This is a genomic window from Flavobacterium chryseum (assembly GCF_004362015.1).
Lineage (GTDB): Bacteria > Bacteroidota > Bacteroidia > Flavobacteriales > Flavobacteriaceae > Flavobacterium.
In genome coordinates this window covers 106,318-129,757 of record NZ_SNWW01000009.1, presented here as the reverse complement: position 1 = coordinate 129,757, position 23,440 = coordinate 106,318, and the positions used below count along the sequence as shown (strand labels likewise).

At 32.4% G+C, this 23,440-nt stretch carries 23 protein-coding genes; 10 read left to right on the top strand and 13 right to left on the bottom strand.

Features of this window, described 5'->3' with window-relative positions; all coding sequences use genetic code 11:
* Window positions 1-67 precede the first annotated feature (67 nt).
* The 3 genes from EV143_RS17300 to EV143_RS17290 all read right to left on the bottom strand — a co-directional run bounded on the left by EV143_RS17300 (window position 68) and on the right by EV143_RS17290 (window position 3,105).
* Complete coding sequence (locus tag EV143_RS17300; protein WP_133509242.1) at window positions 68-595, bottom strand: KdsC family phosphatase; 528 nt, start codon at window positions 593-595, stop codon at window positions 68-70.
* Window positions 579-1,340, bottom strand: a complete 762-nt coding sequence (locus EV143_RS17295) for a Rossmann-like and DUF2520 domain-containing protein (RefSeq protein WP_133509195.1) — start codon at window positions 1,338-1,340, stop codon at window positions 579-581. The genes EV143_RS17300 and EV143_RS17295 overlap by 17 nt, the downstream gene beginning before the upstream one ends.
* Window positions 1,341-1,419: 79 nt before the next feature.
* Complete coding sequence (locus tag EV143_RS17290; protein WP_133509194.1) at window positions 1,420-3,105, bottom strand: glycoside hydrolase family 28 protein; 1,686 nt, start codon at window positions 3,103-3,105, stop codon at window positions 1,420-1,422.
* A 305-nt stretch (window positions 3,106-3,410) separates the two neighbouring features.
* Here EV143_RS17290 and EV143_RS17285 point away from each other — a divergent pair, with 305 nt between their 5' ends.
* The gene (locus EV143_RS17285; protein WP_133509193.1) at window positions 3,411-6,614 is read left to right on the top strand and encodes a cytochrome c biogenesis protein CcsA; all 3,204 of its coding nucleotides are present in this window, start codon (window positions 3,411-3,413) and stop codon (window positions 6,612-6,614) included.
* A gap of 69 nt (window positions 6,615-6,683) precedes the next feature.
* On the opposite strand, the gene arsB is transcribed toward EV143_RS17285, so the two are convergent.
* The 8 genes from arsB to EV143_RS17245 all read right to left on the bottom strand — a co-directional run bounded on the left by arsB (window position 6,684) and on the right by EV143_RS17245 (window position 11,875).
* The gene (gene arsB / locus EV143_RS17280) at window positions 6,684-7,775 is read right to left on the bottom strand and encodes an ACR3 family arsenite efflux transporter (protein ID WP_133509192.1); all 1,092 of its coding nucleotides are present in this window, start codon (window positions 7,773-7,775) and stop codon (window positions 6,684-6,686) included.
* A gap of 2 nt (window positions 7,776-7,777) precedes the next feature.
* Window positions 7,778-8,392 (bottom strand): arsenate-mycothiol transferase ArsC, encoded by a 615-nt coding sequence (locus EV143_RS17275; RefSeq protein WP_133509191.1) that lies wholly within the window; start codon window positions 8,390-8,392, stop codon window positions 7,778-7,780.
* Between the two features lie 22 nt (window positions 8,393-8,414).
* The gene (locus EV143_RS17270; protein WP_133509190.1) at window positions 8,415-8,888 is read right to left on the bottom strand and encodes a DUF6428 family protein; all 474 of its coding nucleotides are present in this window, start codon (window positions 8,886-8,888) and stop codon (window positions 8,415-8,417) included.
* Window positions 8,889-8,906: 18 nt separating this feature from the next.
* Window positions 8,907-9,239: an ArsR/SmtB family transcription factor gene (locus EV143_RS17265; RefSeq protein ID WP_133509189.1), complete on the bottom strand. Its 333-nt coding sequence runs from the start codon at window positions 9,237-9,239 to the stop codon at window positions 8,907-8,909.
* A 79-nt stretch (window positions 9,240-9,318) separates the two neighbouring features.
* Window positions 9,319-10,053 carry a DUF3667 domain-containing protein gene (locus EV143_RS17260; RefSeq protein WP_133509188.1) on the bottom strand — a complete coding sequence of 245 codons (735 nt, stop codon included), beginning with the start codon at window positions 10,051-10,053 and terminating at the stop codon, window positions 9,319-9,321.
* Between the two features lie 24 nt (window positions 10,054-10,077).
* Complete coding sequence (locus EV143_RS17255) at window positions 10,078-10,461, bottom strand: DoxX family protein (RefSeq protein WP_133509187.1); 384 nt, start codon at window positions 10,459-10,461, stop codon at window positions 10,078-10,080.
* Window positions 10,462-10,556: 95 nt separating this feature from the next.
* Window positions 10,557-11,345, bottom strand: coding sequence for an anti-sigma factor (locus tag EV143_RS17250; RefSeq protein WP_133509186.1), 789 nt, complete (start codon window positions 11,343-11,345; stop codon window positions 10,557-10,559).
* Window positions 11,345-11,875: an RNA polymerase sigma factor gene (locus tag EV143_RS17245; RefSeq protein WP_133509185.1), complete on the bottom strand. Its 531-nt coding sequence runs from the start codon at window positions 11,873-11,875 to the stop codon at window positions 11,345-11,347. Before EV143_RS17245 ends, EV143_RS17250 begins: the two co-directional genes overlap by 1 nt.
* Before the next feature lie 358 nt (window positions 11,876-12,233).
* On the opposite strand from EV143_RS17245, the gene EV143_RS21525 reads away from it, so the two are divergent.
* Together EV143_RS21525 and EV143_RS17240 are read left to right on the top strand one after the other, a co-directional pair.
* A complete protein-coding gene (locus tag EV143_RS21525) occupies window positions 12,234-12,383 on the top strand; it encodes a hypothetical protein (protein WP_166638178.1) in 150 nt (49 codons plus the stop codon).
* Window positions 12,384-12,745: 362 nt separating this feature from the next.
* Window positions 12,746-13,333, top strand: a complete 588-nt coding sequence (locus tag EV143_RS17240; protein WP_133509184.1) for a glutathione peroxidase — start codon at window positions 12,746-12,748, stop codon at window positions 13,331-13,333.
* Between the two features lie 277 nt (window positions 13,334-13,610).
* Here EV143_RS17240 and EV143_RS17235 read toward each other — a convergent pair whose 3' ends face one another.
* Window positions 13,611-14,108, bottom strand: a complete 498-nt coding sequence (locus EV143_RS17235) for a GNAT family N-acetyltransferase (RefSeq protein WP_133509183.1) — start codon at window positions 14,106-14,108, stop codon at window positions 13,611-13,613.
* Between the two features lie 15 nt (window positions 14,109-14,123).
* Complete coding sequence (locus EV143_RS17230) at window positions 14,124-15,299, bottom strand: thioredoxin family protein (protein WP_133509182.1); 1,176 nt, start codon at window positions 15,297-15,299, stop codon at window positions 14,124-14,126.
* Window positions 15,300-15,477: 178 nt separating this feature from the next.
* Between EV143_RS17230 and menD the strand changes: the two genes are divergently transcribed.
* The 7 genes from menD to EV143_RS17195 all read left to right on the top strand — a co-directional run bounded on the left by menD (window position 15,478) and on the right by EV143_RS17195 (window position 23,434).
* On the top strand, window positions 15,478-17,139 hold the full coding sequence (menD, locus tag EV143_RS17225; RefSeq protein ID WP_133509181.1) for a 2-succinyl-5-enolpyruvyl-6-hydroxy-3-cyclohexene-1-carboxylic-acid synthase: 1,662 nt from the start codon (window positions 15,478-15,480) through the stop codon (window positions 17,137-17,139).
* Window positions 17,140-17,230: 91 nt separating this feature from the next.
* Window positions 17,231-17,572, top strand: coding sequence for a DUF2853 family protein (locus EV143_RS17220; protein ID WP_133509180.1), 342 nt, complete (start codon window positions 17,231-17,233; stop codon window positions 17,570-17,572).
* 168 nt (window positions 17,573-17,740) lie between these two features.
* Window positions 17,741-18,598, top strand: a complete 858-nt coding sequence (locus EV143_RS17215; protein ID WP_133509179.1) for a CvfB family protein — start codon at window positions 17,741-17,743, stop codon at window positions 18,596-18,598.
* A gap of 798 nt (window positions 18,599-19,396) precedes the next feature.
* Window positions 19,397-20,230 (top strand): 1,4-dihydroxy-2-naphthoyl-CoA synthase, encoded by an 834-nt coding sequence (locus EV143_RS17210; protein WP_035681238.1) that lies wholly within the window; start codon window positions 19,397-19,399, stop codon window positions 20,228-20,230.
* A gap of 127 nt (window positions 20,231-20,357) precedes the next feature.
* Window positions 20,358-21,320 carry a 1,4-dihydroxy-2-naphthoate octaprenyltransferase gene (gene menA / locus EV143_RS17205; protein ID WP_133509178.1) on the top strand — a complete coding sequence of 321 codons (963 nt, stop codon included), beginning with the start codon at window positions 20,358-20,360 and terminating at the stop codon, window positions 21,318-21,320.
* A gap of 28 nt (window positions 21,321-21,348) precedes the next feature.
* Window positions 21,349-22,026, top strand: a complete 678-nt coding sequence (locus EV143_RS17200) for a metal-dependent hydrolase (protein ID WP_133509177.1) — start codon at window positions 21,349-21,351, stop codon at window positions 22,024-22,026.
* Between the two features lie 205 nt (window positions 22,027-22,231).
* Window positions 22,232-23,434 carry a tetratricopeptide repeat protein gene (locus tag EV143_RS17195; protein WP_133509176.1) on the top strand — a complete coding sequence of 401 codons (1,203 nt, stop codon included), beginning with the start codon at window positions 22,232-22,234 and terminating at the stop codon, window positions 23,432-23,434.
* Window positions 23,435-23,440: the final 6 nt, after the last annotated feature.

Below are 23,440 nucleotides of genomic sequence, written 5' to 3'. Positions count from 1 at the left end.
TTTTAAAACTTTGATAAGTATGCCGTGAAAAAATAATTTACAATTAACAATTCATAATTAACAATTACTAGTCGTGTTGCCCATTAAAATATTCCATCCATTTCCCTTGTACTTTCATGACTTGTTCAATTACATCACGTACAGCGCCTCTTCCGCCTTTTACATGTGAAACATAACGGCAAATATTTTTAATTTCCGGACTGGCATCTTGCGGGCAAGTTGGTAAACCAACTAATTTCATAACATGGAAATCAGGAATATCATCGCCCATGTATAAAACTTGTTCTGGTTTTATATTGTAACTATTGGTGTATTCTTTAAAAGTTTTAACTTTATCAGGAGTTCCTAAATGAATATCGGTAATTCCCAAATTACGAAGTCTCACACGAACACCTTCATTGCTTCCGCCAGAAATAATACAAACTTTAAAACCACTTTCTACAGCCGCTTTCATTGCATAACCATCACGAATATTCATGGTGCGAAGCATTTCTCCTTCATTGGTTACAAAAACTGAACTGTCTGTAAGTACGCCATCAACATCAAAAACAAATGTTGTAATGTCGTTCATTATTTCTTTAAAGTGTTTTTCTATCATCTTGAATAGATTGTGTTATGAGTTTATAGATGTTTTTTTGATTTTCATTTGTTAAATACTCCAAATGCGCGGCAATTGTTGTCGAATCATTGCGTTTTGCTGGCCCTGTTTGTGCATCAATAGGATTTAGCGTATTTATTTTTTCTGCAGTTTCCTGAATTAGAGGTTTCAGAATTTCAAATGGAACCTGATGTTCTTCGCAAATTTCGTGTCCAATTTGATATAAATGATTGCTAAAATTATTGACAAAAACAGCGGCAACGTGCAAAGCTTTTCTCTGATCTGAATTGATCGGAAAAACAGCAGTTGAAATGGTTTTAGCCACAGTTTCTAAAATACGAAAATCAAAAGTATTTTCAGCTTCCAAACAAAGAGGAACAGTTGAAAAATCAATTTCCTTATTTTTAGAAAATGTCTGAAGCGGATAAAAAACACCTTTTCTGTTTTTTGCGTCTAAAACGTCAAGTGAAGCCGCGCCCGAAGTATGAACTACAATTCGGTTTTGAAAAGGCAATTGCGCAGAAACATCTGAAATCGCTTTATCAGAAACTGCGATAATATATAAATCAGCTTCTTTTAGTTCTTCAAAATCATTGGTGATTTTATCAAACTCTATTAAAGAAGCCAGCGTCTCCTTTTTTCTGGAATATACTTGTACTATTTCTACAAGTTCAGTATTAGTGAAAGCTTTTATTAAATGTTGTGCAACATTTCCGGAGCCAATTAGCGTAATTCGAATCATATCGCAAAATTAGCATTATTTTTTAAAAGTAAAGACGCACAGAAGTGCGTCTTTACAATGTTCTCTGTATTTATTTTATTTAAAACTTCACAGCTCCTTTAGAAACTGTTTCTGAGATCGTTGTCTTTTTCGAATAATCTAATTTTTTATCCGTTACTAATTCAATATTTGAACTTGCTGCACCATCAATGGTAATAGCTTTCGTTGAAGTTGAGTTAAATTCGACATTTTTAAAGGACATATTTTTACCATTATAGATTTCAAAAACCGTCGGACTTTCGATGTCTAATTTAGCATTGCTAATTTTGATTCCGTTCGCATCAATAATCGAAAAACCCTTTTGTGCTTTTGCCGTTAGATTAGAAATTTCGATATTGTCAAGGTTCATTTCAGGCAAACCTTGTAAAAATACTGCCTGATAAGCTCCTGAAATGGTTATGTTTTTTATTGAAATATTTTTAAACTGTGGTGTCTCTTCATTTACAGGAACCATTTTTGTACTGACTTTATTTCCTCCATCAGCCAAAGTTTCAGCAATCGATTTTCCTCCGTAATAAAGATCAAAAGAAATCGCCTGCGATGGAATATCAATCATATAAATGTCAGAAATAAAGATATTTTCAACAATTCCGCCACGTCCGCGTGTGCTTTTAAAACGCAAACCAACATCAGTTCCCATAAAAGTACAATTCGATACGTGAAGGTTTTTTACGCCTCCTGACATTTCACTTCCCACCGTTACGCCTCCGTGTCCGTGATAGACGATATTGTTTTTTACAATAATATTTTCGCACGGAACACCACGATCACGGCCATCTTTGTCTTTTCCGGATTTAATACAAATGGCATCGTCACCAACATCAAAACTGGAGTTTTCTATGACCACATTTTTGCATGATTCTACGTCAAGACCATCTCCGTTTTGAGAATACCACGGATTTCTGACTGTTACATTACGCACAATTAAATCTTCAACCATTAAAGGATGGATGTTCCAGGCTGGAGAATTTTGAAAAACTGGTCCGTCAAAAAGAACTCTTTTGCTGTTTTGAATACTTACCATAACCGGACGAAGGAAATCTCGAATAGCCAGAAAGTCTTCTTTTGTTTTTAAATCCGACCGTACATTTTGATCCGCGTTTTGATTTCCTTTTACATATTGTTCAGAGGGATACCAGCTTTCTTTTTTATCATTAAGAACACCGCCTGAAGTAATTAGAGTTTTCCATTGGCTCTCTGTCAATTTACTTTTTTTCACCATACGCCAAACTTCTCCCGAACCATCATAAACACCGTTTCCTGTAAAGGCTACGTTTTCTAAATTTTTTCCATAAATAGGAGAGATGCAACGCCATGTATTCAATCCTTCAAAACTGGTTTCTATAATAGGATATAAATCTTTGTTTGGTGAAAATTTAATTAGCGCTCCGGTTGAAGCATATAATTCGATATTGCTTTTTAAAATAATTGGACCTGTTAACCAAATCCCGGGCGGAATTATAACTTTTCCTCCGCCTTTTTTAGAAACAGCATCTATAGCATCGGCGAAAGCCTTTGTATTTAGAACATATCCACCGTTCACGGCACCAAAGTCTACGATGTTTACGCTGTTTTTAGGTATAACAGGTTCCTGAACTTTTGCCATTTTGAATTCTATATTTTTATAGGTTTCATTTGACTTAGAATTTTGAGCAGTGCTTTCCTGAGAGTTTATCGCTAAAATCGTCAGAGCAATCCACAAAATGTTAGTTGGTTTAATTTTCATGTTAGTAATTATGAGGTGGTTATTAGATGAATTCTTAGCACGATTACCTTATTTTGCCGATATTGAAAAAATAGATGCTTATAAAAACAAATTAATAATGTAATCGATTACACAAATCTAATGAAAAATATCAATTTTCAAAGTAATTATTCGATAGTATTTCGGTGTAGAAATAAACTTACTTTTTAACAAAATTCAGTATTGATCAATGAGCTTTTTTGGTTTTAATTAACAAATCACAAATATTGGAACTCAACATTTTTAAGTACTTTTGTGGCACTTTTATACAATGTAATTCCTCAAAAATGGATAAAAAAATATTCTCTTTTTTATTTTCTACACGATTAATGGCCGTTCTTTTTTTAACATTTGCAGTTGCAATGGGTGTTGGAACTTTTATCGAAAGTAAGTACAATACAGACACAGCCAGAATTTTAATTTACAATACTTGGTGGTTTGAGGCTATAATGGCCGTTTTTATGTTGAATTTCTTCGGAAATATTAAGCGTTATCAATTACTTAAAAAAGAAAAATGGGCAACTCTTTTGCTTCATATTGCTTTTGTTTTTATCATTTTAGGAGCTTTTATTACACGATATATCAGTTATGAAGGAATGATGCCGATTCGTGAAGGCGCGGCAGAAAATCAAATTTATTCAGACAAAACATTTATCACTGTTTTTGCAGATGGAGAATATAAAGGTGAAATGAAACGCAGGGTTTTTGATAAAAGCCTTTTACTTTCTCCGGTTACCAATAATGATTTTTCTCTTTCAGGAAAGTTTGACGAAACTCCTTTTGAAGTGAGTTACGTAAACTACATTATGGGAGCGAAAGAAACCATAAAACCAAGCGCTAACGGAACTTTATACCTGAAATTAGTCGAAGCGGGAGCAGGCGGACGTGAAGAACATTTCCTGAAAGAAGGTGAAGTTCAAAACATTCATAACGTTTTATTTGCTTTGAATAAACCAACAGAAGGTGCGATCAACATTAATACAAAAGGTGAAAAATATACCATTCAAACTCCTTTTGAAGGGAAGTTTATGCGAATGGCAGACAAATTACAAGGTGATGTAACCAAAGATAATGTTCAGCCATTAATGATGCGTTCGTTATATAGTATTGGCGATATCAGAATCGTTTTTCCGGATCCTGCTGTAAAAGGAATTGTTGATTATGAATCGAATAAAGACTTTAAAGCGAAATCTCATACTGATGCTTTAATTGTAAAAGTGAAAGCCGAAGGTCAGGAAAAAGAAGTACGACTTTTAGGTTCTAAAGGAAGTATAGGAGAACCACAAACGGTTAAAATTGGTAAAATTGAATACAGTTTATTCTACGGAAGTAAAGCTTATGTTTTGCCTTTTAAAATTAAGTTGAACGATTTTATTGCTACAAAATATCCGGGAACAGAAAAAAGTTACTCTGCTTTTGAAAGTAAAGTAACTGTTCAGGATTCATCTGAAACATTTGATGCTGACATTTATATGAACCACGTTTTAGATCACAAAGGATATCGTTTTTTTCAATCATCATTTGATCCGGACGAAAAAGGAACTGTATTATCTGTAAACCATGATTTCTGGGGAACTTCAATTACTTATTTAGGATATTTTATGTTGTTTTTTGGATTGATGGCGATCATGTTTACCAAACATTCTCGTTTTGCAGATTTAAAACGCAAATTAGAAGTGGTTAAAAAGAAAAAAGAAAAATTAATTACCATTTTGGTTTTAATTATTGGTTTGAATGGTTTTGCACAAGCGCCTCACGTTCACACGCCAAGCCATGAGCATAATCATACAACAGATCCAAACGATCACGCCAATCACGTTACAGCGCCGCCGAGCCAAAAACAATTAGATTCATTATTGTCTATTTATAAAGCTCCGGAAGCACACGCCGCTAAATTTGGCCGTTTGATTATTCAGGATGCCGGAGGAAGAATGAAACCAATCAATACTTTTTCATCTGAATTGTTGAGAAAAGTAAGTCATGATGATAAGTATAACGGAATGAATTCTGATCAGGTATTTTTGTCTATGACACAATATGCACAGGTTTGGATTCAGATTCCGATTATTCATTTAAGATCAGGAAATGATAGTATTCGTAAAATTATTGGAGTTGACAAAGATGCTGAGAAAGCGCCTTTTGTTCAGTTTTTTGATGCGAATGGAAACTATAAACTTTCACCTTATTTAGATGCAGCTTACAAGGCCGCAAATCCGAATCAGTTTGAGAAAGATTTTATTGAAACTGATAAAAAAGTAAACTTAATGGAATCTGCATTAAGCGGAAGTATTTTAAAGATATTCCCGATTCCGAATGATCCAAACAACAAATGGGTTTCCTATTTAGAACGTCAAAATGGTGGTTTTAAAGGAATGGATTCTACTTATGTGGCACAAATTTTACCAATGTATTTTAGTGCTTTAAATACTGGTTCTATTTCTAAAAACTTTGGCACAGCAGACCAATTGGTTGAAAGCATTAATGGATTTCAAAAGAAATTTGGAAGCAAAGTACGCCCAAGCGAACAAAAAATTGATGCTGAAATCGCTTATAATAAATATGATGTTTTCAAAAAACTGCCTTATTGGTATATAACAGCTTCTATCTTGATGTTGATTTTTACGATAATAAATATCTTTTTTGAGAAAAAATGGCTTCGTATAACCGTAAATGGATTCCATATTATTGTTGGATTTTTATTTCTATTGCATACTATGGGATTAATTGCACGTTGGTATATTTCTGGTCACGCACCTTGGAGTAATGCTTATGAATCGATTATTTATGTGGGGTGGGCAACAATGTTCTTCGGATTGGCTTTTGATAGAAAATCTAAATTAACAGTAGCTTCATCTGCGTTTGTAACAGCCATGATTTTAATGGCAGCTTACATGAACTGGATCGATCCTGAAATTGCTAATTTACAACCTGTATTGAATTCTTATTGGTTAATGATTCACGTAGCAGTAATTGTAGCCAGTTACGGGCCTTTTGCTCTTGGAATGATTTTAGGTTTTGTAGCCTTATTATTGATTTTCTTTACAACAGAGAAAAACAAAGAAAAAATGAGCTTAAACATAAAAGAGATTACGTACATCAACGAAATGGCATTAACTATTGGTTTGATTATGTTAACAATAGGAAACTTTTTGGGAGGACAATGGGCCAACGAAAGTTGGGGACGCTACTGGGGATGGGATCCTAAAGAAACCTGGGCATTAATCTCGATAATGGTTTATGCGTTTGTAATTCACGCACGTTTTGTGCCTTCGTTACGCGGAAAATGGTTTTTTAACTTAATTAGTATGTACGCGTTTGTTTCTATTTTGTTTACTTATTATGGAGTAAACTTTCATTTAGTTGGTTTACACTCGTACGCAAGTGGAGAAGCACATTCATTAAACTGGATTTGGTATTCGTTGGCTACAATTACAGCAATTGGAGCGATAACCTATCCTAAATACCACAAGTATTATAAAAGTAAAAAATAATTAATTTCATAAAAAAAGGTTCAACGTAAGTTGAACCTTTTTTGTTATTAGATATTTGATCTGAATTCTTTATTCCTTTATGGCAGATTTATTTACTTCAACTGAAAAATATTTCTTTCTAAACCAGAAAGCTACATTTACTAAAGCAATCAAAGCAGGAACTTCAACCAAAGGACCAATTACTCCGGCAAAAGCCTGGCCACTATTAATTCCGAAAACACCAATCGCAACTGCAATTGCAAGTTCAAAATTATTTCCGGTGGCTGTAAACGCAATTGCTGTACTTTTAGAATAATCGGCTCCAAAATATTTTCCGGTAAAAAAGCTAAGAATAAACATGACCACAAAATATATTGCAAGCGGTATTGCAATTCTAATAACGTCTAATGGAATCTCAACAATTAATTTTCCTTTTAAGCTAAACATTATTATAATCGTAAATAATAGTGCAATTAAAGTAATGGGAGAAATAAAGGGAACATATTTATTCTGAAACCATTCTTCACTTTTTAGCTTTATTAAAGCATAACGGCTAATTATACCAAGTGCAAAAGGAATTCCTAAATAAATACCCACACTTTCAGCAATTTGACTAATACTTATAGCGACATTAAAACCTTTATATCCAAAAAATGGAGGTAAAATGGTAATGAAAATATAAGCGTAAAAACTATATAGCAGAACCTGAAAAATACTGTTTAGCGCAATTAATCCTGCAGCATATTCTCTGTCACCATCAGCAAGATCATTCCAAACCACGACCATTGCAATGCAACGCGCTAGTCCTATCAAAATTAGTCCAATCATATATTCTGGATATTCCTGCAAGAACAATAAAGCTAAAGCAAACATAAGAATTGGACCAATAATCCAATTTAAGAATAATGATGCGCCAAGTACTTTTACATTTGTAAAAACATTCAGCATTCGTTCATATTTTACTTTTGCTAACGGCGGATACATCATTAAAATAAGTCCAATGGCTAGTGGAATATTGGTACTTCCGTTCGAAAATGAGTTGATCGTATTTCCGCTTGACGGAATAAAATATCCAATTGAAACGCCAATTGCCATTGCCATGAAAATCCAGAGCGTTAGAAAACGATCCAGAAATCCTAATTTTTTTCTTTCTGCTGCCGGACTACAGTGATCTATTGCCATAATTATTTTTTTATTTGTGAAAACACATAAAACATCTCAGTAGCAATTTGCAGACTTCGTTCCTGATATTTTTCTGTTTGTTCATTAGTATTATCAAAAGCTTTTGGATCCTCATAAGTAATCGCAATTCTTTTTTCGGCTCCGGCTATAAAAGGACAACCGCCATCTGCTTGTGAGCACGTCATAATAGCTGCAAAAGCACTTTCAGGATTAAAAGCATCATCATAAGTTTTAGAAAATCCTATAATTGGAATTTCATTCTCAGAAAACTTTATCGCATAAACGGGATTATTTTCCTCTGATAATTTTCTGATATTAAAACCTGATTTTTCTAATGTCTCGGCAACTTTTGGAAATAAAGCGGTTGCTTCAGTTCCGCCAGAATAACAAAATACATTTTTTATATCATAATGATACGCCGCCGTTTGCGCCCAAACTTGAGACAAATGACTTCTTCTGGAATTGTGTGTACAAATTAAATTTAATCTGATTTGTTGTTGTGCATCACTTTTTAATTGAATAAAATCAATCAACAGTTGTAAAACACTTTTACGTTCTTCACTAATTGTTTCAAAATTGAGAGAAGAAATTGTTTCTTTTATTTCAGGAAATAACATATTGAATGGCTTTAATTATTAATTAACAACAACCTCCACCAGGAGTGCAGGAATTTGCCTGATCAGCATTTAATTCTGTAAGTTTCAATTTTGGTTTTTCTGCAGGAATCCCGCATTGTTGCTGCGCAAGGCAGGCTGTAGCTTTATTCAGTAATTCGAAATCTTTTCCATTAAAACCTAAATCATATTTACCAATTGTTTGATCCTGGTATTCAACTTCAATTTCAAAATCTTCAATTCCTAAAACTTTTTCTGAAAGTTCGATTATGTGAATTAATTTTTGAGGTTTTAAGCGGTGTTCAAAATCGTTTGCATCCCAAAGCTGAAAGTTTACAACAGTTTCTTTACGTACAACTCCGCCACAATCGATGAAGTTTTTTGTAATTAAACCTACTTCAGTAACATGAAAATGTTCCGGAACAAAATTTCCGTTAGGCAACTGAAAATTTACTGTTTCAACAGTATTCAATATTTTTTTAATTTCTGAAAGTTTCATAATAATTCAATTTTATAATTAACAACATTCGTTTTTTCTTTTCTCTAAATGAAGCGTAACAACATCAAAGAAGCCTTTTATTTTTTCAAATCCGGATTCATTAATACAATAACAAATTGCATTTCCTTCTATATTTCCTTTTATTAATCCGGCATTTTTAAGTTCTTTTAAATGCTGAGAGATAGTAGGTTGCGATAGAGGAAGTTCATTTACGATATCGCCGCAAATACAAGCATTTACTTTAAGTAAGTATTGTATAATAGCAATTCGTGCCGGGTGGCCTAAAGCTTTTGCTAAAACGGCCAGTTCGTTTTGATGACCTGTAAAATGATCAGATTTAGTTATTCCCATCGTTTATTTTTATATTGCAATATTACGATATAGATTTGTATTACAAAAGAAAAACGGGTTAAATTATTTTTTTAAGATTCTATTCAGGAAAATTGCCGGAGAGTTTTAAAACAATATATACCGTCAACATAAAAACAATTACGAATATAATATGACTTAAGAGAGATAATAAAAATGTTTTTATTTTTGAAATTCTATTAAAAAACTGAAGGTTGGTCCAGTATATTAAAATAATATCTATCGCATAGATGATGTTTATAATTTTTTGAATATAAGGTGTTCCATTGTAATGATATATTATTGGAAACAACAAAATATGTGCAAAAAGTCGTTGTGAAGCCTTGTAAGTATTTAAGACAAAAAATTCAACAAAATTATAACCTTGTTTTCTAAAGCAAATATAGGTTCCGATAGTGTAAAGGGGAATAGTCAGAATTGTAACCCACGAAAAATGCATTGCCATCCATTCATTAAATTCAGGATAATTTAAATTTGTTTCTGAATGATCCGGAAATAAATTGATATTAAAGTAATGATACAAAACGCCATAAAGGGTCCCTAAAACAACAACTAGTGATAATGGTTTAAAATGATCTACTCTTTTTCCTTCGATAAATTCCCGAATAAAATGTCCGGGTCTGGTAAATAACTGTTTTATTGAATAAGGAATTCCTTTATCAAAGTGCAAAAGTCCGTGCTGAATGTCGTGCCATAAAAAGTGCCAGTTTATTTTATGAGTATCAGCAGGCTGCCCACAATTGTTGCAATAATGTCCTATGTAAGTTTGATGACAGTTTTTACAAATTATTTCCATCTTTAAATGTGTTTTTCAATTATATTATTCTGCTGCCTTCTTTACTCCGTTTGGATACATAATGGCTAATAAAACGCAAATCAATAAAAAGTTGTATTCAACACCATTTCTTCCGCCACCAACTACAAACCAGCCTTCCTGAGAATGAACAAGGATAATTCCCATAATCAAAACAAAAATGGTTACAAATCCAGCCAGTTTTACATACTTATTAAGGAGTAAAAGTATAGCAGCAATAATATGCGATAATTTAATAGACCAGGCCAAAAAAAGGCCAAAAGGAGCAAACCCAATCTGGTTTAGATACAGATTTCCAAAATCATTAATTCCGTTATTGAAAATTCCGACAACAGAATGGGAGAGGAGGATAATCGCGGTTGCAACTCTTAAAAGTAAATTTCCGTTCATAAATTGATTTTGGTGGTTGATTTTATTTAAAAATAATAAAAAAACGCATATTAAAATAAATTAATATGCGTTTTAATTTTATAACAAATTGATTTTTAAACTTTTCCTAAAGTATACAACTGCGTCATTGTAGGAGTTAAACTTCCACCGGCCGGTTCGAGTGTAATTCCAAAAGCTTCAGCTGAATCTGTTTGTTCAACAGAAAATATCTTCTGATCATTTCCTTCAAAATTATCCAATAAACCTATACTTGTTGGTGTAAGAACCGGACTAAGTTTTAAAGCCCAAACCTGATACACCATTCCTTTTGGAGGTTTTGGTAAACCTGCAGCATCGATATAAGTAGTTTTGGTATCTTTATTCCAGTATACTTTTGCAAATGATGAAGGAGAAACTGCCTGACCGCCAAGGGTTACACCAGTGTTTTTGATGTCCCTAACAATGGTTAAGTTTTTCTCAGTTTCTTTGTTTTGTTGGTCTAAGTAAGCAAATTCTCTTTCAATTTTATTTTTTTCATTGCCAACTGTAGCAATTGCTTCTTTTGTTTTTGTTAACTCTAAGGTTTGGTATCCAAGTCCTAAAAGCAACACAACAGCAGCTGCCCAGCCCACATATTGAGCCCAGTTTGAAGTCGGTTTCATTTCGACTACTTTGCCATGTTTAAGTTCTAAACGAGCTTTTATCTTCTCGAAATTGGCTACCGAGTGAAATGGTGAAAAGCTTGATGATAGGGCTACAATAGCTTTTTCTATATCAATAATTTCATTATCAACGTCGGGATTTTTTTTGGCCAGTTCCGCTATTTCCAGATTTTCAGTTTCAGTTAATAAACCGTAAACGTACAATTCCAGAATTCCTGATTCTATATATTCTTGTGCTTCCATTATACTTTTAAATAATTACGTAAATCGTTAATACAGTTTCTGTTTTGAGTCTTGATAGTTCCCAACGGCATTGCCAATTCTTCTGAAGCTTCTTGTTGGGTATATCCTTTAAAAAATAATAAATCTATAATTTCAATACATTTTGGCTTTAGTTTTTTTACAAATTCCTGAATTCCAATTGTATCAATTCGATTAGTCAATTTATTACTGTCATCTAACAGATTTACGAAATTATCTGAAGAAAGGTTTTTTTGACTGTTATTAAAGTTTTTGGATCTTAACTTATCAATCGACGTATTGCGAGCAATATTAAGGATCCAGGTATAAAATCGGCCTTTGCCTTCATTATATGAATCTATGTTTTTCCAGATTTTGACAAAAACTTCCTGCAAAACATCTTCAGCTTCTTCACGGTTTTTTATTAAAACATTAATGACTGAAAACAGACTTTTAGAATACATGTCGTACAAATGGGTAAAAGCTCTTTCGTCTTTTTTGTAAATTAAAACTAATAATTCTTCCTGACTCATAGATGTGGATTTTAAGCTTAAACAAAATTTACAGAATCTTTTTTTAGATCCTGAGATAAAGATAATTTATTTTTTTGTGAAAAACATATTTTTTTTAACAGTCTAAACCTTAGTAAAATAAGGTGTTTTGAAAAAAAATAAGTTTTTTTCACATTTTTTAAAACCAAAAGTAATCCTATTACGTAAATGCTATTATAACATGAAATGAATGTTTTGATAAATAGCAAAAAAGATCCAATTTGTAGGAATTCAAATATTTGCGGATACATCAATTCAATAATGACTTTTAGAAATAATGATTTTTCAGACTGAAATTGGAAAATATTTGAATAATTAGAGAATTAATATCATGAATAATATGACAAATAATTTAAAAATATTAATTGTAGGCTTAACCACTGTTTTAGCATTTACAAATTCTAACAATAGTAGTTTTCAAAAAGGCAAAAAAGGTTTAAATATTTCGATTGATTCTAATGATAATGAAAATAGATTTAAAAAATTATAATAGCTTATAGTTGATGTCCTTGGACTTCCAGTGAACATTTATTTATAAACACTAAATATATACCGACAAATTAAAATAACATTTACAAGCCAAATTAAAATATTTTGAGAATTAGTGTAATTTATTGATAGATAATATGATTTCATTATAACCAAGGCGTCAGCTATAATTTTAATTAAAAACAAAATTTTAGAAAAATATAAAGATTAATTCATGGTTTGATTTGTTTGTATGGGGAGAAGCCTAGCGTCTGATTAACGCTAGGCTTCATTTTTTTATTTAACTTATGTTTAATAAAAATAAAGGACGCAAACGTAAACTCGAAAACAGATTTTCATTAATTTTATAAAAAATTATCAAAGATGAAAAAAATATTATGTCTAGCGTATGGTGCTCTATTTTTGTTTAGCTGCCAAAATCAAGCGCAAACCAATAAAACTAAAACGCCTAAAACGGATCAAGTCATGACAAAAGAAACTATTTATCAATATAAAGTAGAAGATTTATCTGGAAACACTTTTGATTTTGCTTCTTTAAAAGGTAAAAAGATATTAATTGTAAACACCGCTTCAAAATGCGGATTAACGCCTCAATACAAAGATCTTGAAGCTGTTTATAAAGAATATAAAGATAAAGGTTTTGTAATTGTAGGTTTTCCTGCTAACAATTTTGCTTCTCAGGAGCCGGGCACAAATGCAGAAATTGGTGCTTTTTGCCAACAAAATTACGGAGTGACTTTTCCTATGATGGATAAAGTTTCTGTAAAAGGAGACAATATGTGCGAAGTATATAAATTCCTGACACAAAAATCTAAAAATGGCTTACAGGATTCTGAAGTAGAATGGAACTTTCAAAAATACCTAATCAACGAAAAAGGAGAATTGGTAAAAGTAATCAAACCAAAAACTTTAGTTACAGAGCCGGAAGTTATCAATTGGATAAAAAGCTAGTTGAATTTATAAATAAAAAAAATTCACAAATTTGAATTATTTCAGGTTTGTGGATTTTTTTTTATTTATAATGTATGTGTCATTTCGACGGAGGAGAAATCACATAACGCAATTCCGTTTCGTTGCTCTCTGGATGTGATTTCTCCTCTGTCGAAATGACACAAATTGCGAAAAATATTTGCGAGTTTTGAATTAAAAACACTAGTAGTAATAATAAAATCCGCGTTAAATCTGCGTTTTCGCTTTAGCGAATCCGTGTCATCCGTGTTTTAATAAATTACTTCAATATCAACTGCATAAAAACCAAATCAAGCCAATGATCAAATTTGTAACCCACTTCACGGACGGTACCCGTAACAACAAATCCGAATTTTTCATGAAAGGCAATACTTCCTGCATTATCTGCATCAATAGCACCAATCATAACGTGCAGACCTTGTTCTTTTGCTAAGCGAATTAATTCTGTTAGTATTTGAGAACCAATACCTTTACCAATAATGCTATCTACAACATAAACAGAATGCTCAACCGTATATTGATAGCCAATTTTTTCGCGGAATTGTCCGTAACTTCCAAAACCAACAACTTCGCCATCTAACTCAGCTACAACGATTGGCAGGTTTTTAGCCTTTTTATCTTCAAACCATTTTGTCTGAACTTCAAGAGTTTGAATTTCATAATTATAATTTGATGTTGTATGCAGAATAGAATAATTTACAATATCAAGGATTTTTTCTAAGTCGTTTACTGTTGCGGGTCTAAGGGTAACGTTCATGGTTTTTGTATTAGATTATTTGGTATTTAATTCAGCTAATAAAGTATCAACTTCTTTAGCATTCCAATTCATTTCCTGAGAAATAATTTTGGCATCTTTAGCATATTTTAAAGCTGCTTTTTTATCTTTAATTTTATTGTAAAGCCTTGCTACGAGCAAATTCCCATCATAAGAATCACTTAATTCCAGAGAATGTTTTACCCAGAAAACAGCTTTTTTTAAACTCGAAACATCTGAAATATGCTTTAAATAAGTTTGACCAATATCTTTTAGAAAACTTGCGTCATTCCAAACCAGATTTTCTGTTTCTTCAAGAGTAACTTTTTTGTAAAACTCCCATTTTTCTGTTCTTTCAGCTAAAGTGAGATCAAATTTAAAAACCAGAGAATCTGCTTTTTGCAATCTGATTGATTTTGCAATTTCTCTTTGTTTATAATAGTTTATTATATCTAAATTATCTACATACGGGCGAAGCGATTCTGTCACAATACTTTCTATTTTGCGGTCAACGCGATTTTGAGAAGCCACAGCGGCAAATTCCTTCTGATGCTTTAAAACATATTGAAATTCTCTCGAATTAATATCGGTAACTCCATTTGAGATGATACGCCAATTTGTTTCACTCACCAATTGCGCATCCGTTTGTGTATTAAGATAAACATGTGTCGGAATTGATAAATCAGATCGCTCTCTTCCTTTTTTTAGAACATTCAATAAAGCAAAAAATTTGTCTGAGTTACTCGAATCTGCCATAAACGCGGCCTCCAGATGTGGATATTGCATTTTCGTGTTCAAAGCATTATTGGCTTCAGTCATAAAATCCGGAGTCTTCATTTCGCCTTTTAAAGCATACAAAAGTGTTTCATCAGAATCTAAAAACAAAAAAGTAGGCAATGCTTTTGTATTGAATTTATTTTTGAGCGCAATTCCTTCTTCCTTTTCAATATTTTTCCAAATACAGATGTAATTTTTCTTCAGAAAATCCATAACGACCGGATCACTAAAAACTTCTTTTTTCATCTGATTACAATGCGGACACCAATCGGCATAAAGCATTACAAAAAGTGGTTTTCCTTCTTTTTTAGCAGTTTCTAAAGCAACTTTATAAGGTACATCATCAGGAACAAACTGATTTTGGGATTGTAAAGTTTGCAGCGAAATACAAAGAAAGAACATATATAAAAAACGCATACCAAGTATATTTTATCGAAAGATTTTGCTTTTACAAATATATTCCCTTTTTCTAAAAGCATACTTAATATCTTCCTAATTTATAAGTAAATCCGATGCGAAGTTTGTAACTTTGTACTATCTAAAAAGAAATCTTTTATTATCGATTTTCTTTAAAAAAAAGTAATACGCCATAAGAATGATTTACCCCAAAATACCGCTTGCACAAAGCATTATCGAAATTTGTTTAGCAAAAGGAATCACAAATATTATTATTTCCCCAGGATCCAGAAATGCTCCTTTAACTATAGGTTTTGCACAAAATCATAATTTTAAATGTTACAGTATTGCAGATGAGCGTTGTGCTGCATTTTTTGCCTTAGGAATTGCTCAACAAACCAAACAGCCAACCGCAATTGTATGTACTTCAGGATCAGCTTTGTTAAATTATTATCCAGCTGTAGCCGAAGCGTTTTACAGTCAGATTCCGTTAATCGTGATTTCTGCCGATCGACCTCAGAGTAAAATTGATATTGGAGACGGCCAAACTATTCGTCAGCAAAATGTTTATGAAAATCATTCTGTTTTTAATGCGAATCTAACCGAAGAAGCTTCTGTAGAAAATGATTTAAAAATTAATCAGGCAATCGAAACGGCTATTCTTCAAAAAGGACCGGTTCACATAAATGCTCCGTTCGAAGAGCCTTTGTATGAAACCGTTGAAGCACTTTCTATAGAACCAAAAATCACACATTCTGAAGAAATTATGGGAACAAAAATTATAGAAAATGTAGACGAATTTATTTCTATTTGGAATTCGGCCAAACGAAAATTAGTTTTAGTTGGTGTGAACGAAGCAAATTCTATCGACGAAAAAATTATTGAAAATTTCGCCAGCGATCCGTCAATTGTAGTTTTAACAGAAACTACTTCAAACTTACATCATCCTGATTTTGTTAGTAGCATCGATACTTTAATTACACCTTTTGATGATGATGATTTTGAGGCTTTTAATCCTGAAATTCTGGTAACTTTTGGTGGAATGATTGTTTCAAAAAGAATAAAAGGCTTTTTGCGAAAGTATAAACCAAAACACCATTGGCATGTTGATACCTTACGTGCTTATGATACATTTGGTGCCTTGACAAAGCATTTTGTCATGAAACCAAACGATTTCTTTAATGAATTACTAACCAAAGCCAGTTTTACAGAAAGCAATTATTTTGATGAAATAAAAGAAGTTTATGATCTGAGAAAGTTAAAACGAATTGAATATTTAAATAAAATTCCATTTTCAGATTTCAAAGTTTTCGAAAAAGTAATAGAATCCCTGCCAGTCAATTCGCAATTGCAAATAAGCAATAGTTCGGCAATTCGCTACGCACAATTAATTGATATTGATCCTTCAATTGAAGTTTTCTGCAACAGAGGAACCAGCGGAATCGACGGTAGCACATCTACAGCAATTGGAGCTTCGGTTGCAAGCCAGAAGCAAACCGTTTTTATTACAGGCGATATTAGCTTTTTATACGATAGTAATGCATTATGGAATTCTTACATTCCTAAAAACTTTAAAATTATTTTGATTAATAATGGAGGAGGAGGAATTTTCAGAATCTTGCCTGGCCATGAAGAAAAACCTGTTTTTAATACCTATTTTGAAACATCACATAAGTTGACGGCTGAACATTTAGCCAAGATGTACAAGATGAATTATTTTACAGCTGCCAATTTAGATACTTTAAAAGAAGGTATTGATCTTTTATATGCAAATGATGAAGTGGCGGGAATATTGGAGGTCTTTACACCAACTGTTGAAAATGATGCAATCTTAAAACAGTACTTCAAAGAGCTGATTTAATTTGTAAGTTAAATAGTGTTAAAATTAATCATTCGATACTTATAATTTTTATATTTGGGACATTAAAAAAGTAACCAATATTAAATTTACTATGAGTGCAAGAGAAGAATTAATTAAAAAGTATGCAGAAGATTTAAAAGAAAAATGTGGTGTAACTCCTGATATGGATTTACTGACAAAAGTAACAATCGGTTGCGGACCATCAATTTACAATGCAGATGCATCGACAGTTGCAGGAAGTGACAAGTCTGAATTAGAAACGGTTAAAAATAATTTTTTAATTAAAAAATTAGGACTAAAAGATTCACCTGAATTAGATGCTGCAATTCATGCCGTTTTAGAACAATATGGCAAATCAAACAAACATAAACACAGAGCAGTGGTTTATTACTTACTGACTTTGCACTTTAAAAAAGAAAATGTTTATAAATAAGTTTTAAATTTCTTCAGGAATTACAAAAAGCACCTTTCATAAGGTGCTTTTCTTTTTTATATTACAATAATTGTTGATTTATTTAAAACATTTCTTTGAACCATTTTCAAACTTCGTACATTTGCACCTTAGAAACTTAGTTGCTTTACAACTCAGAACCTCATTAGAATGATTGAAATAGGAAAATACAATACACTTACCATATTACGTGATACCAAAGTTGGTTTATTTTTAGGAAATCCTGAAGAAGACCCTGAAGGAATTCATGATATATTATTACCCAATAAATATGTTCCAAACGAATTTGAAATAGGCGAAGAGCTTATTGTTTTTGTTTACCTGGATCACGAACAACGTCCGATCGCAACAACGCTTGAACCTTATATTTTACTAAATGAATTTTCACTTCTAAGAGTAAATTACATTAATCAGGTTGGTGCTTTTATGGATTGGGGAATGGAAAAAGATATTCTGGTTCCGTTTAAAGAACAGGCACGCCCTATGGAAAAAGGAAAACGCTACCTGGTTTATCTTTATATGGATGAAAAAACCAATCGTTTAGTGGCTTCAAGTAAATTGAACCAATTTTTAAAGAACGATGAGCTTACAGTTGAAAAAGGTGAAGAAGTGGATTTGATAGTTTCACATATTACCGAATTAGGAATCAACGTTATCATTAATGAAAAACACAAAGGATTATTGTACAAAGATGAAGTGTATGATGATGCTATTAGAACCGGCGACAGAATGCGCGGTTATATCAAAAACATTCGACCTGATAATAAAATAGATGTTGCTTTGCAAATACAAGGTTATGAGAGTATTGAACCAAATGCAGAAAAGGTTTTAGATGAGTTAAGAGCCAACAGAGGGTTTTTACGCTTAAATGACGCTTCGCATCCGGAAGATATTAAAACCGTATTGAAAATGAGCAAAAAAACCTTTAAAAAAGCAATTGGAGCTTTATACAAAGAAAAACTGATAGAAATCAAAGATGATGGAATTTATCTCGTAAAAGAAGAATAATTTCTTAAAATTCTAATAAAAAAAATCCAAATTCCATCTTGTCTAATAGTGCTGGAATTTGGATTTTTTTATTGGTTTTATTTATCAATTATAACAAGAAAGGCTACTCATTACGAGTAGCCTTTCCCTTTTTTATTCTAGTTTTAAAAAAAATTGTAATTAAAAAAAAACAGAAATAAAATTATTCGAATCAATCAAAAAAATAAAAGCTTTAAAAATTTTAGAAATTACTTCTTTGATCCTTTTTGTATGTCTTTAAATAGTCTAATGCATTCGTATTAAAAGCAAAAAATCAATTTCACGGCAGAACCATTTAGTTGGATATATATTTATAGAAAGCACTTCAATTTTTAATTAAGTCCCCATTATCGTAATCCTTTTAGACAAATTGAATAAACAATTCTATTCTTTTAACCATAGGTGTTACTATCTCTTTTTTGAAGTTTCAACAAACGAATAAACCATTTGCTCATCAATTAAAGTTTTAGCATTTAAAACCCCAAAAAAATGAGCGACAAATTTTTTAAATTTTCTCAAAAAAATCATTTTTTAGGTTAATAAATCAGTGAAAGAAAATCAATCTGAAAAGAATGAAATAAAATGTATCTCATTGATTTCTAGAGTATAAAATTAATTCTTTTTTTTTATATCCAATGTTAAATAATGTTATTTTTTGTAAGTAAATACTAATTGTTAACATTCGGAGACATTTTCACAAAGACTTAAAGCAAATTGAGTAGGTAAAAATATAAAAATGCTTTATTTTTACGCTATAATTTTAAAACAAAACAAATAGCAATGGATTGGATTACTGCCAGAGAATTTGAAGATATAACCTACAAAAAATGTAACGGAGTTGCAAGAATCGCTTTTAACAGACCAAACGTTAGAAATGCTTTCCGCCCAAAAACAACTTCAGAATTATACCAGGCTTTTTACGATGCACAAGAAGATACGTCAATAGGAGTAGTTTTGCTTTCTGCAGAAGGTCCTTCGACCAAAGACGGAGTTTATTCTTTTTGTAGCGGCGGAGATCAAAATGCCCGCGGACATCAGGGTTATGTTGGAGAAGACGGTCAGCATCGCTTAAATATTCTTGAAGTACAGCGTTTAATTCGCTTTATGCCAAAAGTAGTTATTGCAGTTGTTCCGGGATGGGCAGTTGGTGGCGGACACAGTTTGCACGTAGTTTGCGACATGACTTTGGCGAGTAAAGAACATGCTATTTTTAAACAAACAGATGCCGATGTAACCAGTTTTGATGGTGGATACGGATCTGCTTATTTAGCTAAAATGGTCGGACAGAAAAAAGCGCGTGAAATTTTCTTTTTAGGGAGAAATTATTCGGCTCAGGAAGCAATGGATATGGGAATGGTAAATGCTGTAATTCCGCATGATGAATTAGAAGATACTGCTTATGAATGGGCGCAGGAAATTCTTCAAAAATCGCCAACATCTATAAAAATGCTAAAATTCGCCATGAACCTTACAGACGACGGAATGGTTGGTCAGCAGGTTTTTGCCGGCGAAGCAACCCGTTTGGCCTATATGACCGAAGAAGCAAAAGAAGGTAGAAATGCCTTTTTAGAAAAAAGAAAACCAAACTTTGGAGAAAATAAATGGCTTCCATAAAAATATTTTAGATTTTCGATTGCAGCTTTTAGATTTTTAAAATTTGCAATTTAAATTCAGAATGTAACTATGTATCTATCTAAAATCTATCCCGAGGGTTCGGGACTAAAATCTAAATCAAAAATAAATGAAACATTGGATTGAAGCCGCCAGATTACGCACATTACCTTTATCAGTTTCTGGAATTATAGTAGGAAGTATTTATGCTTTATCTAACCCAACCGAAACCATTAATACTCCAACCGAAGTTTTTAGCTGGAAAATTTTTGGTTTTGCACTTTTAACAACACTTGGTTTGCAGATTTTATCAAATTTCGCAAACGACTACGGAGACGGTGTAAAAGGTACGGATAACGCGGATAGAGTTGGACCTGCAAGAGCAATTCAGAGTGGTGTAATCACGCCTCAGGCTATGAAAAAAGCCATAATAATAACTTCTATATTAACATTATTAGCCGCAATTACCTTAATCTATTTTGCGTTTGGACAAACAAATTTTGTTTACTCCATCTTTTTCTTATTGCTTGGCATCGCTGCAATTGCTTCTGCAATTCGTTATACCGTTGGAAATTCAGCTTATGGTTATAAAGGATTTGGAGACCTTTTTGTATTTGTTTTCTTCGGACTTGTAAGCACATTGGGCGTTAACTTTTTATATTCAAAAGAAGTTGATCCGATTTTAATCTTACCGGCAATTTCAATTGGTTTGTTAAGCGTTGGGGTTTTAAACCTGAACAATATGCGTGACGAAGAATCAGATAAAAAATCCGGAAAGAATACAATCGTAGTGCAAATTGGTGGCAAAAAAGCAAAAATTTACCATTTTACCCTGATCATTACCGCAATGCTTTTGGTTGTTATTTTTGCTGTTTTAAGCGATTATAATTTCGATCAGTATTTGTTTTTATTGGCTTATATTCCTTTAACCAAACATTTAATTACTGTTTATAAAAACCAAGATCCTAAGCTGTTAGATCCGGAATTAAAAAAACTGGCGCTTAGTACATTTTTGCTTTCAATATTATTAACAGTATGTATGATTTCATTAATTTCAGACATTATTGTTAACCTTTTCTTAGGCGGAAGATAAAACAAGTTCAACTTTAAAATTTACAAAAATGAAAATTACATTTTACGGACACGCATCTTTAGGCATCGAAGTTGGAGGAAAACACATTATCGTTGACCCATTTATTACTGGAAATCCGAAAGCGGCAGCAATCGACATAAACACATTAAAAGCAGATTATATTTTACTGACACATGCACATGGCGACCACGTTCTTGACGTTGAGGCTATTGCAAACCGTACGAATGCCGTTATAGTTTCAAATGCAGAAATAACAAGTTATTATGCTAAACAAGGACTTAACGCGCATCCTATGAATCATGGCGGAAGCTGGAGTTTTGATTTTGGAAAAGTAAAATATGTAAACGCAATTCATTCAAGTTCATTTCCTGACGGAAGTTACGGCGGAAATCCCGGTGGTTTCGTGATCGAAGGCGAACACAAAAACATTTACATTGCCGGAGATACAGCACTTACATACGATATGAAGTTGATTCCGTTACGAACAAAATTAGATTTAGCCATTTTTCCAATCGGAAATAATTTTACAATGGATGTTGAAGATGCAATCATCGCTTCAGATTTTGTAGAATGCGATAAAATTCTAGGCTATCATTTTGATACTTTTGGTTATATCGAAATCAATCACGAAGATGCAATCCGTAAGTTTTTTAATAAAGGAAAAGATTTGATGCTTTTAGAAATAGGAGAATCGATAGAATTGTAATATTTTCATCCTGAGCGAAGTCGAAGAAGGAGCTAATCCCGCTTTCGGCTATATCTTTTTTAAGTCGATGAAAAATCTCCTCAAAAAAGTATACCGCCTCTATCGGGGCTAAGACAATCGGTTTCATAAGAAAATTATTTTTGGCATAATATATGTCATTTCGATTAAAGAGAAACCAAAATGAAATAACAAATCATCTATCAATATGAATTTAAAAAGATTAGCCCTATTTTTTTTAATTACAATTTCATACAACACATTCGCCCAAAAAGACGGTTATTGGGACAAAGAACGTGCAACTACAAAAGAAATTATTGCGTACGCCCGTGATAGAATAACCCTTAAAACAGAAGATTTACCAGTAGGTACAACTGAAATTGTTTACAGAGTTACACTTTTAGATGAGAACCAACAAATGGCAAATAGTTTGGTTTCCGTTTTGAAAGCAATTCCGGACCCAACCGGAATCAGTCAGGGTTCTGCCGGAGCGGTTTTTATAATGTCTAAAATTTCAGGCGATGACACGTGTACGTATGCACTTTTTACTTCAAACGATGATGTAAAAAAGTATGTTGATGATGGTAAAACAAATAAAGCGTGTTATGCACAAGAAGAACCTATTAGCAAAGATGCCAAACGATTATCTTTAGATAAATCATCTTGTCTGGGACAGAATATTAGTAACATTTATTTTGGATTTCATAGCAAAAACTGGGTTTTAAGCCAAAAAATAGTTTTAGAAGTCGTGCCTTGGGTTGATACAAAACTAAATCGCGGTTGGAATCAGGATAATAAAAATGAAATTATAAGTTTGTGCAAAACATCAACGATGGCACAAAAAATGGCCGATTCTGATGATTTTTGCGTTTGCATTTTAGAAAAAATAATGAAACAATACCGTTATACGGAGTTTCAGAAATTATTACCAATCGAAAAAAACAAAGTGTATAAAGATTTCGGTAATCTATGTTATAACGATGCCGCTATTTCAAAAAACGTTTATAACGATTTAAGAACACAAGCAGCAACATTAATAAAATTACAGAAATACAACGAAGCAATTCCGAAATTAAATACTATAATTAATGATGGAAAAGCAACAGCAATTGATTACAGTTCAATTGGTTATTGCTATATTTTAACAAAGCAATATGCAAAAGCAATTAAATCTTTAAAAGAAGGTGAAAAGCTTGACGATACAGAATTATTGGTAAAACTAAATTTAGCGCATGTTTATTTGGTAAGTGACGATTATAGCGAAGCAAAAGCAATCTACAAAAAATATCAAACTCAAAACGTAACTGATAGTTTGAGCTGGACAGAGAAAACAAAACAGGACTTTACCATTTTCCAGAAAGCAGGATTACCATCAAAAGATTTTGAACGTGTTTTAAATCTTTTTAATTAAATCTTT